Annotated in this window: 11 protein-coding genes; 1 reads left to right on the forward strand and 10 read right to left on the reverse strand. The window is 64.7% G+C overall.

Annotated elements, in window-relative coordinates; all coding sequences use genetic code 11:
- Positions 1-211: 211 nt before the first annotated feature.
- The 7 genes from E4633_RS16950 to E4633_RS16980 form a co-directional block, all read right to left on the reverse strand.
- Positions 212-2,344, reverse strand: coding sequence for a putative bifunctional diguanylate cyclase/phosphodiesterase (locus E4633_RS16950; RefSeq protein WP_135871941.1), 2,133 nt, complete (start codon positions 2,342-2,344; stop codon positions 212-214).
- A complete protein-coding gene (locus E4633_RS16955) occupies positions 2,338-4,785 on the reverse strand; it encodes a response regulator (RefSeq protein ID WP_135871943.1) in 2,448 nt (815 codons plus the stop codon). Before E4633_RS16955 ends, E4633_RS16950 begins: the two co-directional genes overlap by 7 nt.
- Before the next feature lie 117 nt (positions 4,786-4,902).
- Complete coding sequence (locus E4633_RS16960; protein ID WP_135871945.1) at positions 4,903-5,589, reverse strand: type 1 glutamine amidotransferase; 687 nt, start codon at positions 5,587-5,589, stop codon at positions 4,903-4,905.
- A gap of 16 nt (positions 5,590-5,605) precedes the next feature.
- Positions 5,606-6,721, reverse strand: coding sequence for a CapA family protein (locus E4633_RS16965; RefSeq protein ID WP_246038194.1), 1,116 nt, complete (start codon positions 6,719-6,721; stop codon positions 5,606-5,608).
- Positions 6,722-6,742: 21 nt separating this feature from the next.
- Entirely contained in the window at positions 6,743-8,731 is a 1,989-nt protein-coding gene (locus E4633_RS16970; protein ID WP_135871947.1) for a heterodisulfide reductase-related iron-sulfur binding cluster, read from the reverse strand.
- Between the two features lie 61 nt (positions 8,732-8,792).
- On the reverse strand, positions 8,793-10,121 hold the full coding sequence (locus E4633_RS16975; protein WP_135871948.1) for an FAD-binding protein: 1,329 nt from the start codon (positions 10,119-10,121) through the stop codon (positions 8,793-8,795).
- Between the two features lie 83 nt (positions 10,122-10,204).
- Positions 10,205-11,017: an electron transfer flavoprotein subunit beta/FixA family protein gene (locus tag E4633_RS16980; RefSeq protein WP_135871950.1), complete on the reverse strand. Its 813-nt coding sequence runs from the start codon at positions 11,015-11,017 to the stop codon at positions 10,205-10,207.
- Between the two features lie 218 nt (positions 11,018-11,235).
- On the opposite strand from E4633_RS16980, the gene E4633_RS16985 reads away from it, so the two are divergent.
- Positions 11,236-12,081, forward strand: coding sequence for an energy transducer TonB (locus tag E4633_RS16985; protein ID WP_135871952.1), 846 nt, complete (start codon positions 11,236-11,238; stop codon positions 12,079-12,081).
- On the opposite strand, the gene galU is transcribed toward E4633_RS16985, so the two are convergent.
- From galU to E4633_RS17000, 3 genes are all read right to left on the reverse strand, one after another.
- Positions 12,078-12,944, reverse strand: coding sequence for a UTP--glucose-1-phosphate uridylyltransferase GalU (gene galU, locus E4633_RS16990; RefSeq protein ID WP_135871954.1), 867 nt, complete (start codon positions 12,942-12,944; stop codon positions 12,078-12,080). The genes E4633_RS16985 and galU overlap by 4 nt on opposite strands.
- A gap of 210 nt (positions 12,945-13,154) precedes the next feature.
- Positions 13,155-14,000: a bifunctional methylenetetrahydrofolate dehydrogenase/methenyltetrahydrofolate cyclohydrolase FolD gene (folD, locus tag E4633_RS16995; protein WP_135871956.1), complete on the reverse strand. Its 846-nt coding sequence runs from the start codon at positions 13,998-14,000 to the stop codon at positions 13,155-13,157.
- Positions 14,001-14,182: 182 nt separating this feature from the next.
- Positions 14,183-14,422 (reverse strand): FmdB family zinc ribbon protein, encoded by a 240-nt coding sequence (locus E4633_RS17000; protein WP_135871958.1) that lies wholly within the window; start codon positions 14,420-14,422, stop codon positions 14,183-14,185.
- Positions 14,423-14,470 lie beyond the last annotated feature (48 nt).

Below are 14,470 nucleotides of genomic sequence, written 5' to 3' on the forward strand. Positions count from 1 at the left end.
ATGATGCCCTCCACCACGACCTGCACCATTGCCTAAACGGGCGGGAAAGCCTTGTCCAGCACGCCATCGTGCCGTGTCTGATCACGTTTTAGCACAGGCCATGCCATCACGAAGCGACATCCATAAATAGCGGATACTACGAGGCTTTACAACACGCACCCGTATACGGGGCGGCGAAGCGGGTGACTATTGCGGCAGCGATGACCTTTTTTTAGGCAGGGTCGGAGGAGGGAGGGAGGAGAAACATGCGCGCGATCTCCTCGGGGGGGACCGGCTTGCAGAACAGGTACCCCTGGTACATGTCGCAGCCGTGGTCGGTCAGAAACTCAAGCTGTGCCCGAGTCTCCACCCCTTCCGCGATCACCAGGAGTTTCAGGGTGTGCGCCATCTCGATGGTGGCCAGGGTGATGGCGGCATCGTCCGCCTCGGTGGTGATGTCCTTGATGAAGGCGCGGTCGATCTTGAGGACGTCGAGGGGAAAGCGCTTCAGGTACGAAAGCGATGAAAATCCGGTGCCGAAGTCGTCGATGGCGAGGCGCACCCCCATCCCTTTCAGCGCCTGCAGCGTTTTCACGGTCCGCTCGGTATGGGCCATGAGCACCCCTTCGGTGAGCTCCAACTCCAGGAACTCGGGAGGGAGACCGGTCTCCTTTAGGACCGCGGTCACCGCGTCCAGGAGTTCGTTCTTCATGAACTGCTGCCCGGAGATGTTCACGGCCATGACAACCGGCGGCATCCCCGCGTCCATCCAGAGCTTGTGCTGGCGGCACGCCTCCGCGATCACGATCTGGTCGATCTGGATGATCAGTCCGATCTCCTCGGCAAGAGGGAGAAAGCGCGACGGTTCGACCATGCCGAGCTCCCTGCTGTTCCAGCGCACCAGCGCCTCAAGCCCCACCACCTCCCCGGTGGCATTGGAGACCTGGGGCTGATAGTGGAGGATGAATTCCCCCTCCTTGATCGCCTTGTGCAGCCGGCTTTCCAGGATAATCCGCTCCAGCGCCTTCGCGCTCATCGACTCGTCGTAGATCTGGTAGCCGTTTCTCCCCTGCTCCTTCGCCTGGTACATGGCGCCGTCCGCGTTCCTGATGAGGTCGCTCGCCGTGGTGGCGTCGAAGGGGTAGAGGCTGATGCCGATGCTCGTGGAGACGAAGACCTCCTGCCCCTCGAGCGAGTAGGGAACCGAGACCGCCTCCAGGATGCGCCGGGCGACCTTGGCCACGTCCTGGAAGTGCTCGATGTCCGACAGCATGATGGTGAACTCGTCCCCGCCGAGGCGCGACACGAGCGACGGGGGACAATCATCCTGCTCGGCCCGGGCGAGGCAGTCGCTTCTGCGCACGCAGCGCAAAAGGCGGTCCGCCACGTCCTGCAGCAGGCGGTCCCCCACCCCGTGCCCCAGGGTGTCGTTCACCAGCTTGAAGCGATCCAGATCGAGGAAAAGGACGGCAAGCATCCGGTCGTTGCGGTTCGCGTAGATGAGCGCCTGTTCCAGCTGCTGCTGAAAGAAGCGGCGATTGGGGAGCCCGGTCAGGGCGTCGTAGTAGGCGAGGAGCCGAATCTGTTCCTCGGCCCGCTTCCTCTCGGTGATGTCCTGGATGGTCCCGGTGAGGCAGACGGCGTCCCCCGCGTCGTCCAGAACCGTCGCCAGTTCCGCGTGCAGCACCCGCTCTCCTCCTTCGATCAGGATGCGGTAATCGAAACTGACGGGTGTGCGCCTGGAGACCGCGTCATCGAGGGAGCCCTGCACGAAGGCGCGGTCCTGGTGGTGCACCAGGTCCAGGATCGGGTTCATCCTGTTTTGCTCGCGGTCGAGGCAGCAGATGCTGTACACCTCCTCGGAGCAGCGGATCTCGCCGCTGGAGAGGTCCCATTCCCAGCTTCCTATGTGCGCTAAGCTTTGGGCGTGGGCAAGTCCCGCCCTGCTCTCCCTCAGCTGCTCGAGCGCCGAGCTCGCCCGCAGCATGTAACTCACCCGGTAGCCCAGGATGTGCCAGTTGATCGGTTTTGTGATGAAGTCGGTCGCCCCCGCCTCGTAGGCTGAATCGATGGAGGCGAGATCGTCCAGCCCCGTCATCATGAGCACCGGGGTGTCGCGCCCGGCATCGGTGTTTCTTATCTCGGAGCAGACCGAGAAGCCGTCGATCCCCGGCATCATGACGTCCAGGAGCACGATGTCCGGGTCGTGGAGGGCGAAATCTTCCAGCGCCTGCTCGCCGGTTTCCGCGTCGCGCACGACGAACCCGGAGCTCTCCAGGGCCTCCCGGGCCAGCATACGCACCGCCTGGTCGTCGTCCACCACCATGACCAGCGGGGTTGCGCGCTTGCTCTTCCTGGTCAGCATAGCGGTCCTCCCTTGAGCGCGTCGCGTACCAGCCGGTACTCCTCCTCGGCCTCGTGCAAAAGCGGAAGCGCCCCTTCGGTCGAGCCGGCTCGCCCCAATCGCTCCAGTTCCCTGCAGACCCCGGCCAGGCGCAAGGCGCCTAGGTTGGCGCTCGAGGACTTGAAGCTGTGCGCCGCCGCCTTAAGTTTCTCCGCATCCCCCCCGGACTCCGCCTCGCGCATGGTCTTTAACAGCGCAGGCGTGCTTGCAAGGTAGAGGTCCACGACCTTGCGCAGCACCTCCTTGCCGCGATTGCCGGGCAGGGTCCTGATCATGGCGAGGGCGCCGCTCATCCTGTCGCGGGAGATCACCTCGGCCTCCTGCGTTTCCCCATGCTGCGGCGCCGTCCCCCGCAAGAGCCGCTCCATCGCCCGGGCAACCTGCTCACGGCTGAACGGCTTGGAGATGTAGTCGTCCGCCCCGGCCTCTAGGCATGCTTCGCGGTCCCCCTTCATGGCATGGGCGGTGAGGGCGACGATCGGGACCCGCCCCCCAGCTGCACCCTCGCGCTCCCTGATGCGCCGTGTCGCCTCCAGCCCGTCCATGACCGGCATCTGGCAGTCCATGAAGACCACGTCGTACCCGCAGCGCTGCACCTCTTCCACCGCGGCAAGCCCGTCCTCGACCACCTTCACCCGGCACCCGAGGCTCTCCAGCATCCCCTTCCCCACCTCCTGGTTCACCACGTTGTCCTCGACGAGGAGCACCCGGCGCAGGCGCGGCGGGGTGGCCCCGCAGCATCCGGCCTCGAGGCGCTCATCCTCCTCCATCCCGAGCGCGGCCACCACGGCGCCGTATAGCCCTTCCTCGCGCACGCCGCCGCGTGGATAACAGGTCGCCTCCACCCCGGCAAGGCGCGGGTCCCCTGCCAGTTCCTCGTTTTCATCGAGAAGCAGAAGGCGCAGGGAACGCCCCTCAGGGAGGGCCCGGATGGCACAGGCGAGTTCCAGGGCGCCGCTTCCCGACACCCCCCGATCGATCAGGACGAGGTCGAAGGGGGCGGCCACCAGGCGGCAGAGCGCCCCAGGCGCGTCCCCCGCGCTCTCCAGCTCCACCCCCCACGAGGCAAGCTGCTCCGCCACCGCTTCGCTTAGCTGCGGCGCGTCGCTCACCACGAGCACCCTCTTGCCGCGCAGCGCAGCACAGCAGCGCTCGGCGCGCGAGGACTCCTCGTGGAGCTGCAGGCGGGCCGTGAAGCTGAAACGCGCCCCTTCCCCCGGCGCACTCTCGACCTCGAGCGCCCCCCCCATGAGCTCGGTCAGCTGCCGGGCGATGGCGAGCCCCAAGCCGGTACCGCCGTACTTACGGGTCATCGACTCGTCCCCTTGGGCGAACTGGCGGAAGATGCGCTCGCGTGCCTCGGTCGGGATGCCGATGCCGGTATCCTCCACGCTCACGCGCACGAGCGCCGGTTCCTCGGCGAGGGACAGGGTCAGGCGGACCCACCCCCGGGGGGTGAACTTCACCGCGTTGCCGAGGAGGTTCACCATCACCTGGCGCAGCCTGCCGGGGTCACCGATGAACATCCGGGGGAGCCCCGGCTCCAGCTCCAGGGAGAGCTCGAGACTTTTCCGCGCCGCATCCTCGGCGAAGATAGCCACCGCGTCGGAGGCCAGCTGCGGAAGGTCGAAGGGGATGTTCTCGAGCTCCATGCGCCCCGCCTCGATCTTCGAGAAGTCGAGGATGTTGTTGATGATGCAAAGAAGCGCCTCGCCCGAGCGGCGTACCGTCTCCACGTAGCGCACCTGCTCCTTGGTGAGGCCGGTTCCTAAGAGGAGTTCGGTCATGCCGAGCACCCCGTACATCGGGGTCCTGATCTCGTGGCTCATCTGGGCCAGGAAGTCCGACTTCGCGCGGCTTGCCGACTGGGCCGACTGCATGGCGTGGCGCACGCTTTTGAGGCTCTCCTCGAGCTGCTCGTTCACGCTGCGCAGCTCGCTCGTCCGCTCGGCCACCTCGAGTTTCAGCTCCTCCGAATGCAGCGCGAGCCGCTCGTCGCGCACCGAGATCTCGGCCAGCATGTTGTTGAAGCAGGCGAAAAGAAGGCCGAGCTCGTCCCCCGACGCCACCTCGGGGTCCACGCGCACGCGGTAGTCCTGGCTTGCCGAGACGAGCTCCATCTTCTCGGTGAGCCGGCGGATGGGGTCCGAGATGAGCCGGTCGATGCGCTGGGAGAGGAGACCCGAGAGCGCGGCCAGGCCGCAAAACGCGAAGATGAACTGCAGGGAGGCGAAGAGTATGAGCGGCGCATCGGCACCGGGAAGGCGCGGAGAGGCGGGGATCAGGAGGCGGTAGCAGAGACACCCCGCGGCGAGCCCGAGCAGGAGCATCCCGTTGCCGACGAGAAGCAGTGCGATCAGTCTGGACTTAAGGCAGTGTTGACCCGGCCACGGAAGCTTCACGGCACCCCCTCGGTCGCGCTCCGGAGGAAGATCTACAGCCGCGCCCCCGGGCAGGGGGCGATTTTAATGATGCCCGGAGCACAAACGTTAGAACTCTACAATAAAGGGTCGGCTATTTCAAGGTTGTGCAGGAGAGAGCGAGAGGGATACGAAATTGGCGAGGATGGTACGGGATGCTGCGTTGAAGGTCTCCTCCGCGGCGATGAAGCCCGAGAGGTGTTCGGCGCGCGGGGAGAAGAATCCGTCCCAGAGGTCCACTATGGAGCGGTCCACCTCGGGGTGAAACTGCACCCCGTAGATGCGCCCGGGGAGGCGGAAGGTCTGCGCCGGGCAGGCGGGGGAAGAGGCGAGGAGGGTCGCCCCGGGGGGCGTGGTGAAGCTGTCGTTGTGCAGCTGGAAGGTGACGAAGGGGTTGCCGACGCCGGCAAAGAGTGGATCGGCGGCGCCCGCAGCGTTGAGGTCGACGTGGTGTATGCCGTGTTCGCCGTGGGGTGATGGGGAACTCACCGTGCCGCCGCAGGCGTGCGAGAGAAGCTGTCCGCCGAGGCAGATGCCGAGTAGCGGCAGCCCCGCGGCGACGGCCTCCCGCATGAAAGCGATGACGCGCGCAAGGTGCGGGTGCCGCTCCGTGTCGTGCGCACCCATCTCCCCCCCGAGCACCACCGCCGCCGTGAGGCCGGAAGGGTCGGGAATCGGGTCCCCCGCGAAGGCGCAAACGGTGCGGTAAGGAACGCGCGCCTCCTCGAGGACCTGGTTCAGCATGCCTGCCGGGCAGTTGGGGTCGTTTTGCACGATGAGAAACATGATAACTCCTTCTTTATCACCTTACGCCGAGCGCTCCCCGCTCCCCGAAGACGATGGGGGAGTCCGGAAAATCCTCGGCCGAGAGTCTGCGCATAAGGCGCAGGGCACGCCGCTTCGGGTCGGGGCGCGGTCCGGTGCCGGGAGACTGCCGGAACGACTCGATGCTCCCCGCAACGAAGGAGCCGTCGGCGGCGAGTTCGGCGGTGATAAGCGGCGCGTAGCCGCTCTCCCCGGCGACGCTCACCCCGCTGCAGGTGGCGAAGTTGCCGAGGCTGTAGGCGATCAGCCTGCCGCGGTAAAGCTCCAGCCCCCTCGGCACGTGCGGCCCGTGCGCGAGCACGAGGTCGGCGCCGCGGTCGATGGCGTCATGGGCGAAGCCGACCAGGTCGCCGCGCGGTTCGTCGAGAAAACGCTCCATCCCCGGGGAGACGTGCAGCGCCCCGCGCCCCTCGGCACCGGCGTGCACGGAGATGATGACGATGTCGTTTAGCCGCGCCTCAGTGGCGATCTCCCGCAGGGGTTGTGCCGGGAAGACGATGGAGCGCGGCGCCGAGCCGTAGGAGAGGGAGATCACGGCGACCTTCACGCCGCGCACGTCGAAGCGGGCCACCTCCCCCTTCTTGCTGGAGAAAAGGATCCCCGCCTCCTCGAGGGCGCGCCTCGTCTCGGCGAGCCCCTCCGGGCCGAAATCGCGGGCGTGGTTGTTGGCGAGCGAGACCATGGAGAAGCCCGCTTCTTTCAGGTTGCGAACGTAGGATGGGGGGGTGCGAAAGAGGTAGCGGCGCCCGGGAATGGGCTCTTTTCCGGGGAGTTGCGCCTTGGTGAGCGGTCCCTCGAGGTTGCCGAGGGCGAGGTCGGCGCGCTTCAAAAACGGTGCGGCTGCGGCGAGGAGGTCCCGGCCGCCGCGCGGCGGGAGCCTCGGGGTCGGGTAGTCGGTGCCCATCATGATGTCGCCGACCGCGGCAATGGTCACCGTCCTCCCGGCGGCTTCGGCCGGAGGGGAGGTGTGGGCGATGAGAAGGAAGAAAAAAATCGCGACGGCGGTGCGCCATGGGGTGAGCGGGGTCAGCGGGGTTCTCCTTTTGCCTGCAAAGCATGCACTCCCCCTCCCGGCGCCCCATTTTTTGGGCACCCCGGAAGGGGGAGCACGGTATCAACCCTTTTTGTGCAAGAGCCCTTCGGCGAGCACCTCGACCACGTCCCGCACCTTGACCTGGGCCGCACCGCGGTCCTTCAGGCCGTCCTCCATCATGGTCATGCAGTAAGGGCAGGCGACGCAGACGGTGTCCGGATTTTCGGCCAGGAGTTCGTCCACGCGCGTATGGTTCACCCTGTCGCCGATGAACTCCTCCATCCACATGCGCCCGCCGCCCGCGCCGCAGCAGAACGAGTTGCGGCCGTGGCGCTCGGCCTCCTGCGGTGCGCTGCCGGTGACGGCCTGGACCACGGTGCGCGGCGCCTCGAAGATGTCGTTGTGGCGCCCTAGGTAGCAGGGGTCGTGGTAGGCGATTTTGCCGAGGCTCTTCTCGCTGCCGTCGAGCTTGATGCGCCCCTTCTTGATCAGGTCGGCGATCAGCTCGCTCTGGTGCACCACCTCGAGCTCGAGGCCGTACTGGCGGTAGTCGTTTTTCAGCGTGGTCAGGCAGTGCGGGCAGAGCGTGATCACCTTGGCGACGCCGCGCTCGCGGAAGATTTCCACGTTCTCCTTAGCCATCTTATCGAAGAGGTACTCGTTGCCGAGGCGTCTCAGCGAATCGCCGCAGCACTTCTCGTCCTTGCCGAGGATCCCCCAGGAGACCCCGGCCGCGTTCAGGACGGTGGCGAGCGCCACGGTCACCTGCTTCGCGCGGGAATCGAAGGAACCGGCGCACCCTACGTAGAGAAGGTATTCGGTCTCACCCGCCACGAACGGCTTAACCGGAAGGGTGGAGACCCACTTGGCACGCTCGCCCGGGGCGATCCCCCAGGGGTTGGAGCGCTGCTCCATGTTCTCGAAGAGGTTCAAAAGCTCCTCGGGGAACTTCGACTCGGTCTCCACCAGGTGGCGGCGCATCTTGACGATCTTCGGCATCTGCTCGATAAGGACCGGGCACGCCTCCATGCAGGCGCCACAGGTGGTGCAAGACCAGATGGCGTCCTCGGTGTTGGTCCCCTCCCCTTCGTTGCCGATGAGCGGCAGCGTCCCTTTTCTTCCCTCCTTCAGCGCCGGGCCGTTCTCCAAAAGGTTCGTCTTGATGGCGTGCACGACCTGACGCGGGTTCAGCGGCTTGCCGGTGATGGAGGCCGGACAGGCGGACTGGCAGCGGCCGCACTCGGTGCAGGAGAAGGAGTCGAAGAGGTCCTTCCAGGTGAAGCGCTCCACGCTACCGACGCCGTATTCCGCCCCCTTCTCGAAGGTCTCGCGCGGCTGTGTGGCGGGCCACTCGAGCGCCCCGAAATAGCAGTTGGGGATCGCGGTCAGGATGTGCATGTGCTTTGAAAGCGGCAGGAAACAGATGAAGGCTATCAGCACGAGGGCGTGCACCCACCAGGAGACGCGCTCCACGAGGGTAAGATCGACGCCGGCATGGGTGAGCCAGGCGGCCACCACGGTGGATACCGGCATGGCGGAAGCGACGGCCTCCCTACCCTGCGCGATGATGGCGCCATGCATCCCGAAGTAGGCGAGCATCAAAAGCGCGATGAAGGCGAGGATGGCGAACGCCTCGGGGCTTCTCCCCTTCACGTACAGGCTGTCAAGCTGCGGCGGCCTCACCACGATCCTGCGCACGAAGGAGAGGACGATGGCGAAGAGGGTCAGAAGCGACACCACGTCGAAGGCGACGAGGAGCGCCCGGTGCAACCCTTCCGGCAAAAGTGCGAGGCTAAGCGACGGGAAGACCCCGTTCACCAGGAACTCGCCGTTCGCGATGGCGAGGATCACGAAGGACCAGAAGATGACGAAATGGTTCAGGCCGAAGGGCTTCTTGATGACGCGCAGCTGCCCGAAGGCGTAGAGGAACATCTCGGAAAGACGGCGCCCCGGCTGGTCGAACCTCTCCTCGGGCAGTCCCAGAAGGACCAGCGACAGGCGGCGGTAGACGCTCCAGGCGAAAAACAGGAGCGAGGCGACCAGAAGCGTCGTGAAGATGGCGGTTTGCATGGGTGGTACCTCGTATCGTTTGCGGCCAATGGCCGCTAGCAGGGTTCTTTTTCTCTTGCGGCTACTTGGCCCCGGAGCGGGCCGCTTTCAGCGTCCTCAGCTTCTGCGTGAGCGCGGGGATCACCTTGAAGAGGTCGCCTACGATGCCGTAGCTCGCCACCTCGAAGATGGGGGCCTCGGGGTCTCGGTTGATGGCGATCACCACGTCCGAGTCCTGCATCCCGACCAGGTGCTGGATCGCGCCGGAGATGCCGCAGGCGATGTACACCTTCGGGCGCACCGTCTTACCGGTCTGACCCACCTGGCGGTCCGGCGGCATCCAGCCGGCGTCGACCGCGCTCCTGGAAGCGCCGACCACGCCGCCGAGGACCTCGGCGAGTTCCTCGAGCATGGAGAAGTTCTCCTTGGCCATCATGCCGCGCCCGCCGGAGATGATGAACTCCGCGCCTGCGATGTCCACCTTGGAGCCGCCGCCGTCCATGAGGATGTCGAGCACCTTCACTTGGACGTCATTCTCGGCGATCGGCACCGGCTCGCGTACGATCTCTCCTTTAGCCCGCGGATCGAACTCCGGCATCGGCATGACGTGCGGCCTGACCGTGGACATCTGGGGCCGGAACTTGTCACAGACGATGGTGGCCATGATGTTGCCGCCGAACGCGGGACGGGTCTGCATCAGGTTCCCCTTCTCGTCGACGGAGAGGCCGGTGCAGTCTGCGGTAAGCCCGGTGGCCAGGATGGTGGCGACGACGCCGGCGAGATCGCGCCCAAGGCCGGTGGCGCCCATGAGGATCACCTCCGGCTTGTACTTCTCCACCAGGGCGCAGAGGCTCTTCTGATACGCCTCGGTACGGTAGTGGCGCAGTACCGGCGCGTCCATGAGGTACACGGTCTCGGCGCCGTAGCCGAACGCCTCGGCGCAGAGCTTCTCCACGTTGTCGCCCATGACCACTGCGCAAAGCGGCGCTTTCCTCGCCTGAGCGAGCTCTTTACCTTTCCCCAGGAGCTCCCAGGAGACCTTCGCGGCCTCCCCTTCGGTCTGCTCGATGAAGACCCAGACGCCGCGGTAGGCGGCGAGCTTCTTTTTGAGTGCCGCCTCCTCGGGGTCCTCCTCCACGACCTCTCCACCGGAGGCGGCGGCGAGTTCCTGAAGGATGCGCAGCTCCTCCGGGGTGAAGGCCATCTCGATCGCCTGCACGGGGCAGACCTTCACGCATTTGACGCACCCGATACAGCGCGAGGGGTCGATGATCGGCTCGCCCGCGTCGTTCATCTGGATCGCGTCAACCGGACAGGCGCTCTGGCAGCGGGCGCCGCAGGCTATGCACTTGTTTTCCAAAAGCTGCGCCTTGCCGCGCGGTTTTTTCGGTGGTTTCACAGCATCGGTCATTGCTTCTTCCTTGATGATTCCTGGCTGACGATCGTTCGCCTATTCCGGCTCCCGGTCGCCCGAATCCAGGTGGTGAATTTGAATTAAAGCGCCAAGAGATCCTTCTCGATCATCTTGTCGATGAGGAGCTGGGCCGCCCCTTCCGGGTCGTGCGCGCCGTCCCCGAGCATCTCCCCCTTGGCCCTCTCGGGGGAGAATATGCGGCTTACCCATGTGGGGGAGCCCTTGAGGCCTATGGTGTTCACGTCAAGCCCGAGCACGCTGTTGTCCCACACCTCCACCTGCGCGTCGGCCGACTCGAGGCGCATGGCGACCGTCGGGTAGCGGGGACGGTTCAACTCGCGCACCACGGTGAGCAGTACCGGAAGCGGTGCCTCGACGTGCTCGTGGCGCCCCTCGAGCTTGCGGCTCACTTTGATCCTGCGGGCGGAAAGGTCGAGCTCGTCGACCCGGTCCACCAGGGTGAGCTGGGCGAAGTCCAGACGCGTGGCGATGCCGGGGCCCACCTGGGCGGTGTCGCCGTCGATGGTCTGCTTGCCGCAGATCACCACGCCGACCTCGTCCTCCTTGGCTAGGCGCTCGATGGCAGCGGCAAGCACCTTGCTCGTGGCGAGCGTGTCGGCGCCGCCGAACACCCGGTCGGAGAGAAGCACGGCCCGGTCTGCCCCCTGGGCGAGCGCCTTTCTGAGCGTCGCCTCGGCGTTGGGTGGCCCCATGGAAATGGCGACCACGCGGCAGCCGTAACGGTCCTTGAAACGGAGCGCCTGTTCCACGGCATGGGTATCGTAGGGGTTCACGATGAAGGGAACGCCCTCACGGATGAGGGTGTTGGTGACGGGATCGATCTGTACCTGCGTGGTATCTGGGACCTGCTTAACGCACACCACTACGAGCATGGCTACCTCGGAAGTGAATTTTTATGTCTTAACGTTACTAGAGATTTCAGGAAAAAAGTTGACCTAGGTCAAGGAGCGGTAAAAAACTGAGGGGTGGAGGGCACGCCGTCAGGCGCGAAACTGTCTGCCCAAACCCCTTGCTTTTTGCGAAATGATCTTCTACCATCACGCGAGGTTCAGCGCCAACACATCACCCGATCAGTCACGGGTGGAGATACATGTCAGATAGATACGTCGAGAAAAACTTCCTTTACCTGCTGCTGCTCTCGCTGCTGTGCCACCTGGCGGTATATCTTGTTATCACGTTAATCCCCCCCGGACAAGACAAAAGGCCCCCGGAAGCAACCATGGTCGACCTGACCGACCTTCCGGAGCTCCCTCCCCAGCCGAAACCGGAGATCAAGCCGCAGCCCAAACCCGATATCAAGAGGTACTCGGAAACTCCGCAGCGCGTCGTCAGGGAGATGGCCCCGAAGGCGAGCGATGCGGTAGACCGGATACTGCCGCAAAGGAAAAGCGCTCCGCCCCAACCGAACCGCCCTTCCCAGGCAACGCGTGAGCCGTCCTACCCGGCGCCCCAGCCGTCCAGAGAACAGGCGGCACCGGGCCAGGGTATCTTCAAGCCCAAAAGCGCCCCGCTGGACCGCGCGAAGCTCTTCCCAAGCGCGACCAAGCTAGCGCGCCTTGAGGAGAGCTACCGCGAAAAGTACCGTAGCGAAGTCGAGGAAGGGGATACCCGTTTTCTTAACACCGACGACATCCAGTTCGGCTCGTTCCTGCGCCGGCTGGAAACCGCCATCTACGGCGTCTGGCATTACCCGCAGGCGGCACTCATGCGCGGCATCGAGGGGACGACGCCGGTCAGGATCACCTTCAACCGCAAAGGGGAGATCGTCCGCGTCGACATGCTGGAAAGTTCCGGGAGCAAGATCCTGGACGACGAGGTGCTGCGCACCCTGAACGCCCTCGGGCCGATCGGCTCCTTCCCCAAGGGGTACACCGGCGAAAACTTCAAGCTGATCGCCTTCTTCCACTACGGCAGCGGCAGCGGCCGGCTGCACTAGCAGCCCAGTCGCTGCCTCAAGAACGCCTCGAAATCCCCGTTGAACTCATCGCGCTTCAGCGCCATATCCACCGTCGCCTTCAAAAATCCTAGCTTGTCGCCGCAGTCGTGGCGTATCCCGTCAAAGCGGCAGCCGTAGATCGGCTCCTGGCGCGACAGCGTCTTGATGGCGTCGGTGAGCTGAATCTCGCCCCCCTTCCCCGGCTCCTGGGTCTCGAGGATCGGGAAGATCCCCGGCGTCAGGATGTAGCGGCCGATGATGGCGAGATCCGACGGTGCCTCGGCGACCGGCGGTTTCTCCACCAGGTCGAGCACCTCGTAGGCGCGGTTCGCCAGGTGGTTCGCACGCACGCAGCCGTAGGAAGAGATGGATTCCATGGGGACCTGCTCCAGGGCGAGGACCGGTGAGCGATAGCTCTCGTAGGTCTCGAGGAGCTGGGCAAGGCAGGGCTGCTGAGCGTCGATGATATCGTCACCCAGAAGTACGGCGAAAGGCTCGTCCCCGACGAACTCCTTGGCGCAGAGGATGGCGTGGCCAAGCCCCAGCGCCTCCTTCTGCCGCACGAAGAAGATGTTCGCCATCTCCGCGATCTCGCGCACCTGCTGCAGCTCGTGATCCTTCCCCTTCTCGTAAAGCAGCGACTCGAGCTCGAAGGAGATGTCGAAGTGGTCCTCGATGGCCCTCTTGCCACGGCCGGTGACGAAGAGGATCTGTTCGATCCCCGAGGCGACCGCCTCCTCCACTACGTACTGGACGAGCGGCTTGTCGATGAGCGGAAGCATTTCCTTGGGTGTTGACTTTGTGGCCGGCAGGAAGCGGGTGCCAAGCCCCGCGACCGGGAAAACGGCCTTTTTAACGCGCATCGCAATACTCCTTGCTCATGTCTGGTTGATTCATCCCCCCTCCCCTTGCGGGAGGTTCATCCGGGAATTCCGAAGAGCCCGGTGTGTTCCCACGAAGCGCCGCAGGTGAGCTCGCGCCCCCCCTTTGCGAAGGGGGGACGGGGGGGATTTGTCTTTGTTCCCGGTGCTCGCCGGTTGAAATTTAGGCATCAAGCGTCTGATCCCGCTGCGTTACATCCCCCGCTTCGCCGACTCCAGGGTGTTCTGCAAAAGCATGGTGATGGTCATCGGCCCGACGCCGCCCGGAACCGGGGTGATCGCCGAGGCGCGCTCGCTGGCCGCTGCATACTCCACGTCGCCTACGAGCTTCTTCTCGCCCACGCGGTTAACCCCCACATCGATGACCACGGCACCTTCCTTGATCCAGGCCCCCTTGATCATCTCGGGAACACCGACCGCAGCGATCACCACGTCCGCCTGCCCCACCTTGGCGGCGAGGTCGCGGGTCTTCGAGTGGCAAAGCGTCACCGTCGCGTTTTGCTGCAGGCACATGAAGGCGACCGGCTTACCGACGATGTTGGAGCGCCCGACCACGACGACCTCCTTGCCGGTCAGGTCGACACCCGTCTCCTTGAGCATCACCATGACGCCGTAAGGGGTGCAGGGCTGGAAGAGCGGCTTACCGATCACGAGACGCCCAACGTTGTAGGGATGGAAGCCGTCGGCGTCCTTCTCGGGCGATATCGCCTCGAGGACCCTCTCGGTGTTGATCTGTTTCGGAAGCGGCAGCTGCACGAGGATGCCGTGGATCTTCGGGTCGTTGTTCAGCTTGTCGATGAGGGTGAGGAGTTCCTCCTCGCTCGTTTCCGCCGCGAGCTTGTACTCGTCGGAGAAGATCCCGACATCGGCGCACGCCTTCTCCTTCATGGAGACGTAGACCTTGCTCGCCGGGTCTTCCCCGACAAGCACCACGGCGAGCCCGGGGACGATCCCCCGCTCCTTCAGTCGTGCCGCTTCTGCGCTGATCTCGGCGCGGATCTTTGCCGCGATGGCCTTACCGTCGATGATTTTCGCCATGAACGTGTACCCCTCTTTCCGCTGGAATATGCAGGCGCGGCGCGTCCTCGCGGGCGGGCCGGGCTCAGATTTTTAAGCTGTCGATAATAATTAAAACGGAAGGTTTTGTAAAGGATTTTGCCGGGAACGGGGGACAAAAAAAGCCCCCGCGGGTACGGGGGCCTTGTCGTTTCATGGCGTGATCAGGAGGCCGAAGGGCAACCGGCGCATCCCCCGCCGGAGGGGCAGGAAGGGGCCGCCTTGGAATCGCTGTAGCCGTCACCGTACCACCCTCCCCCTTTCAGGGAGAAGCCGGACTGGGAGATCAGCTTTTCAACGGAGCCGCCGCATTTGGGGCACTCCGTGGCGGGTGCGTCGGAAAACTTCTGGCGCAACTCAAAGGTTTCGTTGCAGCTTTTGCATTGATACTCGTAAAGTGGCATCGCTTTTACAACCTCCTATGAAACTTGGCGTCTGACGCGAACGGCCGG

This window comes from Geomonas terrae, assembly GCF_004791675.1.
In the GTDB taxonomy this organism is placed as follows: domain Bacteria; phylum Desulfobacterota; class Desulfuromonadia; order Geobacterales; family Geobacteraceae; genus Geomonas; species Geomonas edaphica.